The 13,662-nt window shown below is 70.2% G+C and carries 13 protein-coding genes; 8 read left to right on the top strand and 5 right to left on the bottom strand.

Features of this window, described 5'->3' with window-relative positions; all coding sequences use genetic code 11:
* Window positions 1-16: 16 nt before the first annotated feature.
* Entirely contained in the window at window positions 17-2,146 is a 2,130-nt protein-coding gene (locus AC3WXD_RS19180; protein ID WP_492324444.1) for a TonB-dependent receptor family protein, read from the bottom strand.
* A gap of 282 nt (window positions 2,147-2,428) precedes the next feature.
* On the opposite strand from AC3WXD_RS19180, the gene paaA reads away from it, so the two are divergent.
* The 7 genes from paaA (at window position 2,429) to AC3WXD_RS19145 (ending at window position 7,385) form a co-directional block, all read left to right on the top strand.
* The gene (gene paaA, locus AC3WXD_RS19175; RefSeq protein WP_492324443.1) at window positions 2,429-3,433 is read left to right on the top strand and encodes a 1,2-phenylacetyl-CoA epoxidase subunit PaaA; all 1,005 of its coding nucleotides are present in this window, start codon (window positions 2,429-2,431) and stop codon (window positions 3,431-3,433) included.
* Between the two features lie 44 nt (window positions 3,434-3,477).
* Complete coding sequence (gene paaB / locus AC3WXD_RS19170; RefSeq protein WP_020205959.1) at window positions 3,478-3,762, top strand: 1,2-phenylacetyl-CoA epoxidase subunit PaaB; 285 nt, start codon at window positions 3,478-3,480, stop codon at window positions 3,760-3,762.
* A gap of 35 nt (window positions 3,763-3,797) precedes the next feature.
* On the top strand, window positions 3,798-4,613 hold the full coding sequence (paaC, locus tag AC3WXD_RS19165; RefSeq protein WP_492324470.1) for a 1,2-phenylacetyl-CoA epoxidase subunit PaaC: 816 nt from the start codon (window positions 3,798-3,800) through the stop codon (window positions 4,611-4,613).
* A gap of 6 nt (window positions 4,614-4,619) precedes the next feature.
* The gene (gene paaD, locus AC3WXD_RS19160) at window positions 4,620-5,204 is read left to right on the top strand and encodes a 1,2-phenylacetyl-CoA epoxidase subunit PaaD (protein WP_492324442.1); all 585 of its coding nucleotides are present in this window, start codon (window positions 4,620-4,622) and stop codon (window positions 5,202-5,204) included.
* Window positions 5,205-5,218: 14 nt separating this feature from the next.
* Entirely contained in the window at window positions 5,219-6,307 is a 1,089-nt protein-coding gene (gene paaE / locus AC3WXD_RS19155; protein WP_492324441.1) for a 1,2-phenylacetyl-CoA epoxidase subunit PaaE, read from the top strand.
* A gap of 100 nt (window positions 6,308-6,407) precedes the next feature.
* A complete protein-coding gene (locus tag AC3WXD_RS19150; RefSeq protein WP_020205963.1) occupies window positions 6,408-6,830 on the top strand; it encodes a VOC family protein in 423 nt (140 codons plus the stop codon).
* A 321-nt stretch (window positions 6,831-7,151) separates the two neighbouring features.
* Window positions 7,152-7,385 carry a DUF2188 domain-containing protein gene (locus tag AC3WXD_RS19145; RefSeq protein WP_020205964.1) on the top strand — a complete coding sequence of 78 codons (234 nt, stop codon included), beginning with the start codon at window positions 7,152-7,154 and terminating at the stop codon, window positions 7,383-7,385.
* A gap of 15 nt (window positions 7,386-7,400) precedes the next feature.
* On the opposite strand, the gene AC3WXD_RS19140 is transcribed toward AC3WXD_RS19145, so the two are convergent.
* The 3 genes from AC3WXD_RS19140 to AC3WXD_RS19130 are packed head-to-tail and all read right to left on the bottom strand — an operon-like array spanning window position 7,401 to window position 11,607.
* Entirely contained in the window at window positions 7,401-8,840 is a 1,440-nt protein-coding gene (locus tag AC3WXD_RS19140) for an efflux transporter outer membrane subunit (RefSeq protein WP_492324440.1), read from the bottom strand.
* A 3-nt stretch (window positions 8,841-8,843) separates the two neighbouring features.
* The gene (locus AC3WXD_RS19135) at window positions 8,844-10,454 is read right to left on the bottom strand and encodes a DHA2 family efflux MFS transporter permease subunit (protein WP_492324439.1); all 1,611 of its coding nucleotides are present in this window, start codon (window positions 10,452-10,454) and stop codon (window positions 8,844-8,846) included.
* The gene (locus AC3WXD_RS19130; RefSeq protein WP_059412713.1) at window positions 10,447-11,607 is read right to left on the bottom strand and encodes an HlyD family secretion protein; all 1,161 of its coding nucleotides are present in this window, start codon (window positions 11,605-11,607) and stop codon (window positions 10,447-10,449) included. The genes AC3WXD_RS19135 and AC3WXD_RS19130 overlap by 8 nt, the downstream gene beginning before the upstream one ends.
* Window positions 11,608-11,821: 214 nt before the next feature.
* Here AC3WXD_RS19130 and AC3WXD_RS19125 point away from each other — a divergent pair, with 214 nt between their 5' ends.
* A complete protein-coding gene (locus AC3WXD_RS19125; protein WP_492324438.1) occupies window positions 11,822-12,559 on the top strand; it encodes a CerR family C-terminal domain-containing protein in 738 nt (245 codons plus the stop codon).
* 43 nt (window positions 12,560-12,602) lie between these two features.
* Here the strand turns inward: AC3WXD_RS19125 and AC3WXD_RS19120 are convergent, their stop codons facing one another.
* Window positions 12,603-13,658, bottom strand: coding sequence for a Bug family tripartite tricarboxylate transporter substrate binding protein (locus AC3WXD_RS19120; RefSeq protein WP_492324437.1), 1,056 nt, complete (start codon window positions 13,656-13,658; stop codon window positions 12,603-12,605).
* Window positions 13,659-13,662 lie beyond the last annotated feature (4 nt).

Here is a 13,662-nt window from a genome sequence, read left to right as displayed (position 1 = left end):
CCTGCGCCGAGGTCCCTCAGAACCCCAGGCGCGCCTGCACGTACACCATGCGCGGCGCGCCGACCATGCGGCCCGCGTTGCCGTCGACGTTGCGCGTATAGAAGCGCTTGTCGAACAGGTTGTTCAGGCCGATGCTGATTTCGCTGTTCTTGTGCTGCGGCACCTTGAACATGGCCTGGATGTTCCACAGGCGGAAGCCCGGGATGCGGCCCACGCTGCCGTCGGCGGACTCGGCCACGGTGTTGGCGAGGTCGGAGTACTGCGAACTCTGGTGCGTGGTGGACAGGTTGAAGGTCCAGTTGCGCAGTGCGTAGCGCGCGCCGAGCGTGTCGGTATTGCGCGAGTAGAACGGCACGTCGAGCCCCGAGGTCGCGCCCGATTTCTGGATCGCCCTGGTGTAGGTGTAGTTCGCGTAGACGTTCAGGCCGGACAGCGGGCCCTTGCGGTCGAAGGTGTAGTCGAGCGCCAGTTCGACGCCGTCGTGGTGCGTCGCGCCGATGTTCTGGAAGGTGGCCGGCACGATGCCGGGCACCTGCAGGATCTGGTTGTCGAACTTCATCTTGAAGGCGGTCAGCTCGGCCTTGATCTTGCTGTCCTGCCAGCGCGTGCCGACCTCGAAGGTGCGCGCCACTTCCGGCTGCAGCGGATTGCTGGCGGTCTGCGAGTTGAGCTGCAGGTTCTGCACCGGCCCGAACGACGTGCTGTAGTCGGTGAAGATCGTCCACGCATGGTTGACCAGGTAGGACAGGTTCACCGACGGCAGCGGCTTGTTGTTGACCGTGTCGAACTGCTGCGCGGTGCCGCGCTGCTGGCGGGTCGATTCGATGTGCTCGAAGCGCAGGCCCGGCGTGAGGCGCCAGTTGCCGAACGCGATGCGGTCGTCGATGTACGCCGCGTGCGCGTCGGTGGCATTGTCGAAGGTGGTGGTCGGGCCGCTGATGCCGGTGGACAGGCTCTGGTTGAAGCTGTTGTCGTCGCCGCGCTCGCGGATGTAGCGATAGCCGACCGTCACGTCATGCGTGGTCGGGCCCAGGCCGATGCGCTGGGTGTAGCGCGGCTCCACGCCGAAGGTCTGGTAGTTGCGCGGCTGGTGCGACAGCTGCGCGCCGCTGATCAGCGTGCTCTGGCGATAGCTGTCGTTGTAGTAGGCGCGGATCTCGAATTCCTGCGCGTCCGACAAGGTGTTGATGTAGCCGATGTCGAACGCCGTGCGGTTGCCGCTCCAGTAGTCGGTCGGGCGCGTGTTCTGGAACGGGTTGGCGTTGTATTGCGCCACCGTCAGGCCGCCCGGCGTGCGCGACTTCACGTCGTAGTACGAGAACTTGCCGTACACCTCCGAGGTGCCGTTGATCGCGTAGCGGTACTTCAGCGCGAGGTCGTTGACGTTGTCGTCGCTGCCCGCGCGCCACTCCCGCCCCGTCATGCCGGAATACAGCAGCGCCAGGCCCAGGCCGCTGTCGAGCTGCGTGCCGACGAAGGCGCTGTATTGCGTGTTCAGGCCCCCGCCCTGCGTGTAGATGTTCTGGCGCACCGAGGCATCGCCGCTCAGGCCCGGCGTGGTCGGGATCGGCCGCGTCGTGAAGTTGATCACGCCGCCCACGTTCTGCGGGCCGTAGCGCACCGCGCCGCCGCTGCGCACCACGTCGATCGACTCGATGTTCTCCAGGCTGACCGGCACGAACGAGAGCTGCGGCTGGCCGTAGGGCGCCACCGCCATCGGGATGCCGTCGAGCAGCACCGTCGAGCGCGGCGTGTAGCGGCCGGTCAGGCCGCGCACGCCGATGTTCAGCGAGATGGCGCTGCCCGCCGTGCCGGAATTGTCGGTCGCCTGGACGCCGGGAATGCGCCGCATGACGTCGCTGATGCTCGTCGCGCCCGATTCCTGGATGGACTCGGCCTCCACCACCGTGCGCGCGCCCGGGAAGGTCCGCACGCTGTTCTCCAGGCCGGTGCCGAGCCAGTTGCCCGTGACCTGCACCGTGTCGAGCGTCACCTCGGCCTTGCCGCCCTCGCCCGGCGCCGGCGTGCCGGCTTCCTGTGCCCGCAGCGCGTCGGGCGCCCCCAGCAGCGCAAGCGCCGCCGCCGCCGTCAGGCAACGCGCGAACCGCCGCGAGGCCGCCTGCGCCACACTGTTCTCAACCATCATCACTACGCTCCCTTTCTTTCTCTGATCCCGCCTGAAGAGGCGCTAAAGAAGGAGCACATTCTAAATGATAATTAGTTTCATTCAGTCATAGAAATTTATTCGGCGACAAAAAACAATCAACTTGCGGGGCGTTTCGTGCGCCTTGCCCTGGTTTTGGGTGCCGGTTGGTTCACCTGCAAGAGCCACTAACTATTGTTTTCTCTCATTTAATTTTCATAATTCATCGACCGAACGGTCGGCTTATCAATATACTCAGTCACCAGTCCCCCAGGAAGCTTCCCCATGTACACCCAGTCCCTTGATCTCCCGGGCGGCCAGCAGCCGGCCGCCGCGGACAACACCGAGGTTTCTCCCGAGCAGGCCCGCTTCGACGCGGTGATGCGCGCCGACGGCAAGATCGAGCCGCGGGACTGGATGCCCGAGGCCTACCGCAAGACGCTGGTCCGCCAGATCTCGCAGCACGCGCATTCCGAGATCATCGGCATGCAGCCCGAGGGCAACTGGATCAGCCGCGCGCCCAGCCTCAAGCGCAAAGCCATCCTGCTGGCCAAGGTGCAGGACGAAGGCGGCCACGGCCTCTACCTGTACAGCGCGGCGGAGACGATGGGCGTGTCGCGCGACCAGCTGGTGGACGCGCTGCATGCCGGCAAGGCCAAGTATTCGAGCATCTTCAACTACCCCACCCCCACCTGGGCTGACGTGGGCGTGATCGGCTGGCTGGTCGACGGCGCGGCGATCATGAATCAGATCCCGCTGTGCCGCTGCACCTATGGTCCGTATGCGCGCGCCATGATCCGCATCTGCAAGGAAGAGTCGTTCCACCAGCGCCAGGGCTTCGACGCCCTGCTGGCGATGATGAAGGGCACGCAGGCGCAGCGCGACATGGTGCAGCAGGCGGTGGACCGCTGGTGGTGGCCGGTGCTGATGATGTTCGGGCCGAGCGACAAGGACTCGATCCACAGCGGGCAGTCGTTCCGGTGGGGCATCAAGCGCATCTCCAACGACGACCTGCGCCAGAAGTTCGTCGATGCCATCGTCGAGCAGGCCAGGGTTCTCGGCGTGACGCTGCCCGACCCCGACCTGAAATGGAACGCGCAGCGCAAGGCATACGACTACGGCGCCATCGACTGGGAAGAATTCTGGCGCGTCGTCAACGGCGACGGGCCATGCAACAAGGAGCGCCTCGCCACCCGCGTGAAGGCGCACGAGGACGGCGCCTGGGTGCGCGAGGCCGCGCTGGCCTACGCCGCAAAGCAGGCGGCGCGCGCGCGCAGGCAAGCCGCCTGAGCCGCCAGCGCCAGCAACCGCCCGCAACCGCACAGGAGACAGCAATGAGCAAGGAATGGCCGATCTGGGAAGTCTTCATCCGCAGCAAGCAGGGCCTGGACCACAAGCACTGCGGCAGCCTGCACGCGGCCGACGCCGCCACCGCGCTGCGCATGGCGCGCGACGTCTACACGCGGCGCCAGGAAGGCGTGAGCATCTGGGTGGTGCCGTCGGCGGCCATCACGGCGTCCGACCCGGCCGACAAGGAATCGCTGTTCGAACCCGCCGGCGACAAGATCTACCGCCACCCGACCTTCTTCGTGCTGCCCGCCGAAGTCGACCACATGTAAGGCGGGCCACGACCACCATGCCCACGACGAACACCATGACCACCATGCCCACGGCTGCCGCCGCGCATCTGTCCTACGTGCTGCGCCTCGCGGACAACGCCCTGATCCTCGGCCAGCGCAACGGCGAATGGTGCGGCCAGGGCCCGGCGCTGGAGGAAGACATCGCGCTGGCCAACATCAGCCTGGACCTGATCGGCCAGGCCCGCCTGCTGTATTCCCACGCGGCGGCGCTCGAGGAGGCCGCCGGCGGCGCGCGCAAGACCGAGGACAGCTACGCCTACTTCCGCGGCGAGCGCGAGTTCGCCAACTACACGCTGACCGAGCTGCCGCACGCCGGGCCGCTGGCCGGCACGGCGCGCGCCGCGCGCGACTACGCCGTGACCATCACGCGCAATTTCCTCTACGCGGCGCTGATGTGCCACCTGTGGTCCGCGCTGCGCGCCTCCGCCGACGCGCAGCTGGCGGCGATCGCCGCGAAGTCGCTCAAGGAGGCCCGCTATCACCTGCAGCACGCCGGCGAATGGCTGGTCCGCTTCGGCGACGGCACCGCGGAATCGCACCGGCGCGCGCAGGCCGCGGTCGACTACCTGATGCCGTACACCGCGGAGTTCTTCTCGGCCGACGCCGTGGAGACGGCGGCGGCCGCGGCCGGCATCGGCCCGCTCAACGCGGACCTCCAGGCCGCGTGGCAGCAGGACGTGGCGGCGACGCTGGCCGAGGCCACGCTCGCGGCGCCGGCCCCGGTCCGGCACGTCACCGCCGGCAAGCACGGCGAGCACTCCGAGCACATGGGCTTCCTGCTGGCCGAGATGCAGTCGCTGGCGCGCCAGCACCCGGGCGCCACCTGGTAGGCCGTCATGAACGCCGCCGCCACTATCACCGCCATCGCCACCGCCGTCACCGCCCGGCCGGACGCCACGCTGGAACAAGCCTGGGCCGTGCTGGAAACGGTGTCCGACCCCGAGATCCCCGTGGTCTCGCTGCGCGAGCTGGGCATCCTGCGCGCGGTGCGGCGCGGCGCCGACGGCGCGGTCGAAGTCGTCATCACGCCCACGTACTCGGGCTGCCCGGCCATGTCGCAGATCGCCGAGGACATCGAGCGGGCGCTCGCCGCGGCGGGCATCGTGCCGCACCGCGTCGCCACCGTGCTGGCGCCGGCCTGGACCACCGACTGGATCACCGCCGAGGCGCGCGAGAAGCTGCGCCGCTACGGCATCGCGCCGCCGCTGGGCCACTGCGCCGGCCAGCCCGCGCCCGCCGAGGCCGCCATCCGCTTCGTGCCGCGCGCCGGTGCCGCCGGTGCCGCCGGTGCCACACCGGCCTGCCCGCAATGCGGCTCCGTCCACACCGAGCGCCTGGCCCAGTTCGGCTCGACCGCGTGCAAGGCCCTGTACCGCTGCCTCGATTGCCGCGAGCCGTTCGACTACTTCAAACCGTACTGACCTGGACCGACATCATGGCGACTCCGCAATTCCATCCGCTGCGTATCCGCGAGGTAAGGCCCGAAACCGCCGATGCCGTCACCGTCTCGTTCGAGGTCCCCGACGCGCTGCGCGAGGCGTACCGCTTCACGCAAGGCCAGTTCGTCACGCTCAAGACGCACCTCGACGGCGAGGAAACGCGCCGCTCGTACTCGATCTGCGTCGGCGTCACCGACTACGACCGCGACGGCGAGCTGCGCATCGGCATCAAGCGCGTGCGCGGCGGGCGCTTCTCGAACTTCGCCTTCGACACGCTGCGCCCGGGCCACGAGATCGACGTGATGACCCCCGACGGCCGCTTCTTCACGCACCTGAACGCCGACCTGTCGCGCTCCTACGTCGCGTTCTCCGGCGGCTCCGGCATCACGCCCGTGCTGGCCATCATCAAGACCACGCTGGAGATGGAGCCGACCAGCCGCTTCACGCTGGTGTACGGCAACCGCAGCGTCGACGCCATCATGTTCGCGGAGGAGCTCGAAGACCTCAAGAACCGCTTCATGAGCCGGTTCTCGCTGTATCACGTATTGTCCGACGACCTGCAGGAAGTCGACCTGTTCAACGGCGTGCTGGACCAGGACAAGTGCGCGGCGTTCCTGCGCACACTCGTGCCGGCCGCCGAGATCGACGAAGCCTTCATCTGCGGCCCGGCGCCGATGATGGACGCCGCCGAAGCCGCCCTCGAGGCCGCCGGCGTGCCTCCCGGGAAGGTGCACGTGGAACGCTTCGGCACGCCGCTGCCGCAGGCGGGCGTGGCGCAGGTGGCAATCCCCGACGACATGCCGGCCGCCGACCTCGAACTCGTCATCGACGGCAAGACGCGCCGGCTGCGGCTGCCCTACGAGGGCATCAGCGTGCTCGACGTCGGCCTCAAGGCCGGCCTCGCCCTGCCCTACGCCTGCAAGGGCGGCGTGTGCTGTACCTGCCGGGCCAGGGTGCTCGAAGGCGAGGTGAGGATGGAGAAGAACTACACGCTCGAGCAGCGCGAGATCGACGATGGCTTCGTGCTGACCTGCCAGTGCCACCCGGTGTCGAGCCGGGTCGTCGTGAGCTACGACGAACGGTAGCCAGCCGGATCCCCGCGGCGCCTTGACGCCGCCGCACCGACGCTACAGGATGCACGGGTGCCCCCGCCTCGGGGGCTGGCCATCCTGGAAAGGCGGAACCATGAACGATGCATCCCTGACCCTCGGCGTCGACCATATCGGCTTGAGCGTGCCGGACCTGGCGCGCACGCGCGACTTCTTCATCCGGTGCCTGGGCTGGCAGCAGGTCGGCGAGAAGCCGGACTACCCGGCGGCGTTCGTCTCGGACGGCAAGCTGCTGGTGACGCTGTGGCAGGTCGCCGACACCGCGGCCTTCACGCGCTTCGACCGCAAGGCGAACGTGGGCCTGCACCACCTCGCGCTGCGCGTGGCCACCGAAGCGCAACTCGACGAAGTCTTCGCGCGCGCCTCGGCGTGGCCCGGCGTGACCGTCGAGTTCGCGCCCGAGCTGCTGGGCGCGGGGCCGAAGCGGCACGCCATGATCTGCGAGCCCGGCGGCATCCGCATCGAATTCGACTTCGATCCGCGGCTCGCGGCCGGCTAAAGCACAGGCTGACCGGGCTCTGCGACAAGGCAGGCGCGGCACGCGGCGCCGCGAGGCCGGGGAGCAGCGCATGCCGCACGTTTCGCACCCGTTTCGCACCCGTCTCGCACCCGTCTCGCACCCACCTCGCGCCGGGCGCGCGCACGATCGTGAACTTGCCGCCAGCACCTATACTCGTCATCTGGAACCGGCAGCCGCCGGTTCGCCTGCGCTGGAGCTCGACGGCTTGAGACCCCGGATACACCACTTCCGCCCGCATGGCGCGGCCCCGCCACGCGGGCTTCCCGGCATGCCCGCGCCGCGGCCCGGCGGCCGCCCGACATGAACACGTCCGCCAATTCGAATGTGCACGTGGTTTTGAGCAGCGAAGGATACTGGACCGTCGCCGTGGAAGGCGTCGGCCGCGTCACCACGTGCGTCTCGCGCGAAGCGGCGATCGAGGCCGGCACCGCGGTGGCGCAGGAGAACCGCGTGGTGCTCTACGTCCACCAGCGCGACGGCCAGTTCGACTGGTGGAAGGACTACGGCGACGGCGGCGCGTCGTCGCTGAACTGAACGGGCCGGCCCGCGCTAGCCCGCCGGCCGCCAGCCCAGTCCGAGCGACTTCTGCAGCGAGACGAAATCCCCGACCAGGCTGGCGTCGCCCGCGATGCGGTCCTGCTGGGCCCGCACGCGGGTGCGCTCGGCGTCGAGCCATTCGAGCATGGTGGCGGTGCCGGCGCGGTAGCGCTGGCGCGTGAGGTCGGCGGCGCGCTCGGCCGAGGCCTCCCGGCGGCGCAGCACGATCACGTTCTCGCGCTGGTGGCCGTAGCGCGCGAGCGCCACGTCGGCATCGCGCAGCGCCTTGAGCACCGTGCTTTCGTAGTTGGCCAGCGCCTCGTCGCGCCCGGCCTCGGCGCCCGCCACGCCGGCGGCCACGCGGCCGAAGTCGAGGAGGTTCCACTGCAGGCGCGGCAGCGTCAGCCAGGTGGCGTTGTCCTTGCGCGCGAGGTGGCCGGGGTCGGCGGCGCTGAAGCCGAGCGAGCCGAGCAGCGAGAGCTTGGGAAACCAGTCCGCCTCGTGCGCGCCGATCTGGGCGTGCTGCGAGGCCAGCCGGCGCTCGGCGGCGCGGATGTCGGGCCGCGCCTTGAGCAGCGCCGCGGGATCGCCCACCGCCACGGTCGCGGGGATCGCCGGCATGGCGCGCGCGTCCCGCAACTGCGCGTCGAGCGCGCCGGGCTCGCGCCCGCTGAGCATGGCGAGCTCGTCGAGCAGCTCGGTGATCCTGGCCTGCACCGGCGCCATGTCGGAGCGCGTGCCGTCGAGCTGCGTGCTCACGCGCTCCACTTCCAGTTGCGAGGCCACGCCCCGGCCGCGCCGCTGCTCGGTCAGGTCGAGCATGTCGGCCTCCAGCTTCTCCGAGTCGCGCAGGTGGTCCAGCCGCGATTGCTGCTCGCGCAGGTTGACGTAGGCCTGCGCCACCTCGGCGGCAAGCTGGACGTGCGCGTCGGCCAGCTCGGCCTGGCTGGCGTCGGCTTCGGCCGAGGCCGCCTCGATGGCGCGGCGCGTGCCGCCGAACACGTCGATTTCCCAGCTCGCGTCGAAGCTGGCCAGATAGAGCGAGAGCGGGCCGCGCCCGCCGCCGCTGCCGTCGCCGGTGAGCGCGCTCAGGTCCGGCGAGCGCGTGCGCAGCATGGCCGCGTCGAAGCCCACCTTGGGCAGCTCGCTGGCCTGCTTGCCGCGCAGCCCGGCCCGGGCCTGCCGCACGCGCGCCCGCGCGGCGCGGATGTCGGGACTGTTGGCGAGCGACTGCTCGATCAGCGCATCCAGCTGGGCGTCGCCGAGCGCACGCCACCAGTCGGCGGCCAGCGCCGCCTGCGTGTCCACGCCGGCGGGCGCGTGCGGGAACGCGCCGCGCGTGGCGGTGCCGGCCACCTCGGGCGCGCCGCGGTAGTCGGGGCCGACGGTGCAGCCTGCCAGGCCAAGCGCGACGGCCAGCGCCGCCATCGTGGGTTGAAAGCGAAACTTCATGGATCAGTGACCGGAAGAGACAGGGGCGCCCTGCCTGGGCGTCTTGAGCAGCAGCGCCAGCGGGATGCACAGCAGCAGCGCCACCCCGAGCGCGTAGAACGTTTCGGAATAGGTCATCACGGCGGCCTCGCGCGCGATGGTGGCCGCCATCTGGCCGGCCGCCTGCAGCTTGGCGTGCGCCATGTCGCCGTGCTGGGCGAAGAAGCTCGCCGCGCTCGAGGCCAGGTGCTCCTGCCCGACCGGGCTGTTGGCGCTGACCGATTCGCGGATCACGGCGTCGTGATAGGCGCTGCGGCGGTCGATCAGCGTGCCCAGCAGGGCCAGCCCGATCGAGCCGCCCAGGTTGCGCGCCATGTTGTAGAGCCCGGCCGCGTCGCCTGCCTCGTGCGTGGCCACGGCCGCCATCGAGGCCTGGTTGAGCGGCATCATCGCCAGGATCTGGCCGAAGCCGCGCAGGATCTGCGAGCCGGCGAAATCGTGGCCCACGCTCTGCGCGGTCAGCGAGATGTCCAGGAAGCAACTGGCCACGAAGCACAGCAGCCCGGTGATGACCAGCACGCGGATGTCGAAGCGGCCGAGCATGCGCGGCAGCACCGGCATCATCAGGAAGGCCGGCAGGCCGGACAGCAGCATGATGCCGCCGGCCTGCTCGGCGTTGTAGCCGGCGATGCTCGCCAGGAACTGCGGCAGCAGGTAGGACACGCCGTACAGCCCCGCGCCCACGGTGGACACGATCAGGATCACGCTGGCGTAGTTCTTGTTGAGCAGCAGCCGCAGCCGCACGATCGGCGTCTTCGCGGTGAACTGCGCCACCAGCATCATCAGGATGCCGCTGGCCGAGATCAGCGACAGCCACACGATCATCGACGACTCGAACCAGCGCTCGCGCTGCCCTTCCTCCAGCACCACGGTCAGCGAGCTCAGGCCGATGGTCAGCCCGACGATGCCGAGCCAGTCGGCGTCGATGAACTGCCTGAAGTCGGCGCGGTCCGTCTTGAGGCCGAAGTACAGCAGCGCCACCAGCACCGTGGCGACCGGCAGATTGACGAAGAAGCACCAGCGCCAGTCCACGTTCTCCGCCAGCCAGCCGCCGATCACCGGCCCCAGCAGCGGCCCCAGCAGCACGATCAGGCCGAACGCCGACATGCCGATCGGCAGCTGGTGGCGCGGCAGCCGCGTGCGCACGATGGTCTGCGCGGTGGGAATCATGGCGCCGCCGGCCAGGCCCTGGCCGATGCGGCCGATCACCATCACGCCCAGCGTATGCGACAGCCCGCACATCATCGAGAACGCGGTAAACAGCAGCGCGTTCCACATCAGGAAGCGGCGCAGCCCGAACACGCGCGTCAGCCACGCGGTGAGCGGGATGATGACGATCTCGGACATCAGGTAGCCCGTGGAAATCCACGTGCCCTCGGTGCCGGCCGCGCCGATCTGCCCCTGGATCTGCGGCAGCGCCGAGTTGGTGATGGAGATGTCGAGCGTGGCCAGCAGCGCGCCCAGCGAGCCGGCCGCCACGGCGATCCAGTCCGCCACCGAGGCGTTGGCCACCGTGGCCCGCGCGGCAGGGGCGCTGCCCGCGGCGGCGCCGGTCGAGGCCGCCGCCTCAGCCATGAGCGGCCCCGGCGGCGGGCGCGCGGGCGCTGCGCACCTCGTGCCCGCGGGTATCCACGTCGACCGTCACCGACAGCCCCGGCACCAGCGCCGGGCGCGCGCTGGCGGGGATGTCCATGTGGATGCGCACCGGCACGCGCTGCACGATCTTGGTGAAGTTGCCGGTGGCGTTCTGCGGCGGCAGCAGCGCGAACTGCGCGCCGGTGCCGGGCGCCAGGCTTTCCACGCTGCCGTGCAGGTCGCCGTCCGGCAGCGCGTCCACGTGGATGACGACCGGCTGGCCCGGACGCATGCGGCCGACCTGGGTTTCCTTGAAGTTGGCCGTCAGGTACAGGTCCTGCACCGGCACCACCGTCAGCAGGCGGGTGCCCGGCTGGGCGAACTGCCCCACGCGCACCGCGCGGTCGGCCACGCGGCCGGCCAGCGTGCTGCGCACCACGGTGTCCTGCAGGTCGAGCGCGGCGCGGCGCGCGGCGGCCTGCGCCACCGACAACTGCGCGCGCGCCTGCTCGATCTGCGCCTGCAAGGTGCCGGTGCGGACCTGCGCCGCGCGCAGCGCCGCCTCGTTGGCGGCCAGCGTGGTGGCGGCGCGGGTCTGCGAGTTGCGCAGCTCGGCGGTGCGCTCCTCGGTCTCGGCGCCGGTCCTGACCAGCGGCGCGTAGCGGTCCACCTGCGAGGCCGCGTAGCGCACGTTGGCCTGCGCGCCGGTCACTTCGGCGGCGGCCTGCGCGATATTGGCCTTCTGCTGCACCAGGTCGGCCTCGGCGCGCGCCACGTCGGCCGCGCGCGCGGCGACCGTGGCCTGCGCCTCGTCGGCGGCGGCCTGGTACTGGCGCGCATCGAGCCGCGCGAGCGGCTGGCCGGCCTCGACCACCTGGTTGTCGCGCACCAGCACCTCGGCCACGTAGCCGCCCACCTTCGGCGCCACGGTGACGCTGTCGGCCTGGAGATAGGCATCGTCGGTCGATTCGATGAAGCGGCCGACCAGCCACCAGCGCACGCCCCAGGCGAGCGCGCCGAGCACCAGCACGGCAAGCAGGCCGAGCAGGATCGCGCGGCGGCGGCTGGCGGGCCGGGTCCGGGGAGAAGTCGCGGCGTCGCCGCGCGGCGGCGGGTTGCCGAGCGAGTCGGCGGTGGGGGCGTTGGCAGGCATAGGTGCTCACAGGTTCCGTCGGCGCAATTATTCCATTTGGAAAAAATGTGTCAAGTGGTATATTTTCGTCCCTGCGCACCGTCCCCGCCGCCGCGCCGGCGGGACCGCCCCAACATGAATACGCGCCGGCCGGCGATCCGTCCACGGCAAACCGGCCACATGCCGCACAATAGCGGCGCCGCCCCCGCCATCACGCAACAAAGGAGACCCGAGCATGGCCAGACACCGCCCCGCAGCCGAAGGCGGATACCAGCGCGGAGAAGAAACGCGCGCGCGCATCGTGGACGCGGCGCTGCGCCTGTTCGGCGAGCGCGGCTACGAAGGCGCGTCCACCCGCGACATCGCCCGCGAAGCCGGCGTCAACGCGCCCGCGCTGCAGTACTACTTCGACAGCAAGGAAGGCGTCTACCTGGCGTGCATCGCCTTTTTCGTCGAGCGCGTGTGGGAACACCTCGAAGACGTGGTGTCGCACGCCGAGGCCGTGCTGGCCGACGCCCAGGCCGGCGACCGCGCGCTGACCGACGCCTACCTGGGCATCCAGGCGCGCTTCGCCTCGTTCGCCTGCGACGTGCCCGAAGCCGTGCACTGGCGCATGTTCATGGCGCGCGAACGCGCCGGCCTCGGCCCCGCGGCCTCGTTCGACGTGATCGACAAGGGACTGAACCGCCGGCTGTTCGCGGCCACCTCCGGCCTCATCGGCCGCCTGCTCGGCAAGCCGGCCGACGACGAGGAAACGCGCATCCGCACGCTGACCATCGACGGCCAGGTGCTGGTGTTCCGCATGATGCGCCGGCAGGTGCTCAGCATGCTGGGCTGGGAAAACATCGGCCAGCAGGAAACCGAGCGCGTGGCGGCGGTCATCCTCGACCAGACGCGCGAGCTGCTGGCGGCGCTGGTGAAAAGCCGCAAGGCGCGGCTGGCGAAGGCGGCCGGGGGCCAGGCAAGGGACTGAGCCGGCGCGGCTCCCCCTGCCATTCGCCGCCGCGCAGCACGCCCTACTGCAACTCGATCTTCGCGATCTCGGCCAGCCGCTTCCAGCGCGCGATTTCTTCCTTCTGGTAGTTGTGCAGCTCCGCCGGCGTCGACAGGATCAGCGCGGTGGACTGGTGCTGGTAGTACTCCTTGACGTCGTCGGCCGCGCCGGCGGCGGCGAACAGCTCGCCGAGCCGGCGCGCGATGGGCGCCGGCGTCCTGGCCGAGACCGCGGCCGCCACCCAGTTGTAGGCGAGGAAATCCGGCACGCCGGCCTCCGCCGCGTTCGGCACGCCGGGCAGCAGCGGCGAGCGCTGCGGCGCGGTGTAGGCGAGGCCGCGCACCTTGCCGCCCTTGACCAGCTCGATCGCGCCGCTGGCGTCGACCACGGCGAAGTCCACGTTGGCGGCCATCACGCCGTTGATGGCGTCGCCGGCGCCCTTGTAGGGCACCGCGGTGGTCTTCATGCGGCCCTGCTCGTTGAGCCATTCGCTGTACAGCGTGTAGGACATCGAACCGGTGCCATAGTTGAGCGCGCCGGGCCGCTTGCGGGCGTCTTCCATCAGGTCCTTGAGCGTGCGGTACGGTGAACTCGCGGGCACGATGATCAGGCACGGGCCGCGCGACAACAGCGTGATCGGCGTGAAGTCGGTCAGCGGATCGTAGGGCAGCTTGCGGAAAATGGCGGCGTTGGTGGACAGCGTGGAGTTGCTGCCGATGAAGACCGTGTAACCGTCGGCCGGCGCGCTGAGCAGCGTCTGCACGCCGATGAAGCCGTTGCCGCCGGGCTTGTTCTCCACCACCACGCCCTGCCCGGTCAGCTCGCCGATCTTCTTGGCGAACATGCGCGCGGTGGTGTCGGTGCCGCTGCCGGACGGGAACGGCACGATGAAGCGGATCGGACGGTTGGGAAAGGCCTGCGGCTGCGCCAGCGCGGCGGCGGGAAAGGCCGCCAGCGCGGCGCCGGCCAGAGCGCCCTTGCCAACGAGGCTGGCAAAGCGGCGGCGCGAGAGCGTGCGCGGCCCGGTTGTGGACCGGGATGCGGGCCGGGATGTGGATCGGGTATCGAATCGGGTCATGCTG

It is taken from the genome of Cupriavidus sp. FW216-B1 (assembly GCF_058789195.1).
The sequence above is the reverse complement of the archived record's forward strand: the minus strand, read 5'-3'. Positions and strand labels throughout refer to the sequence as shown.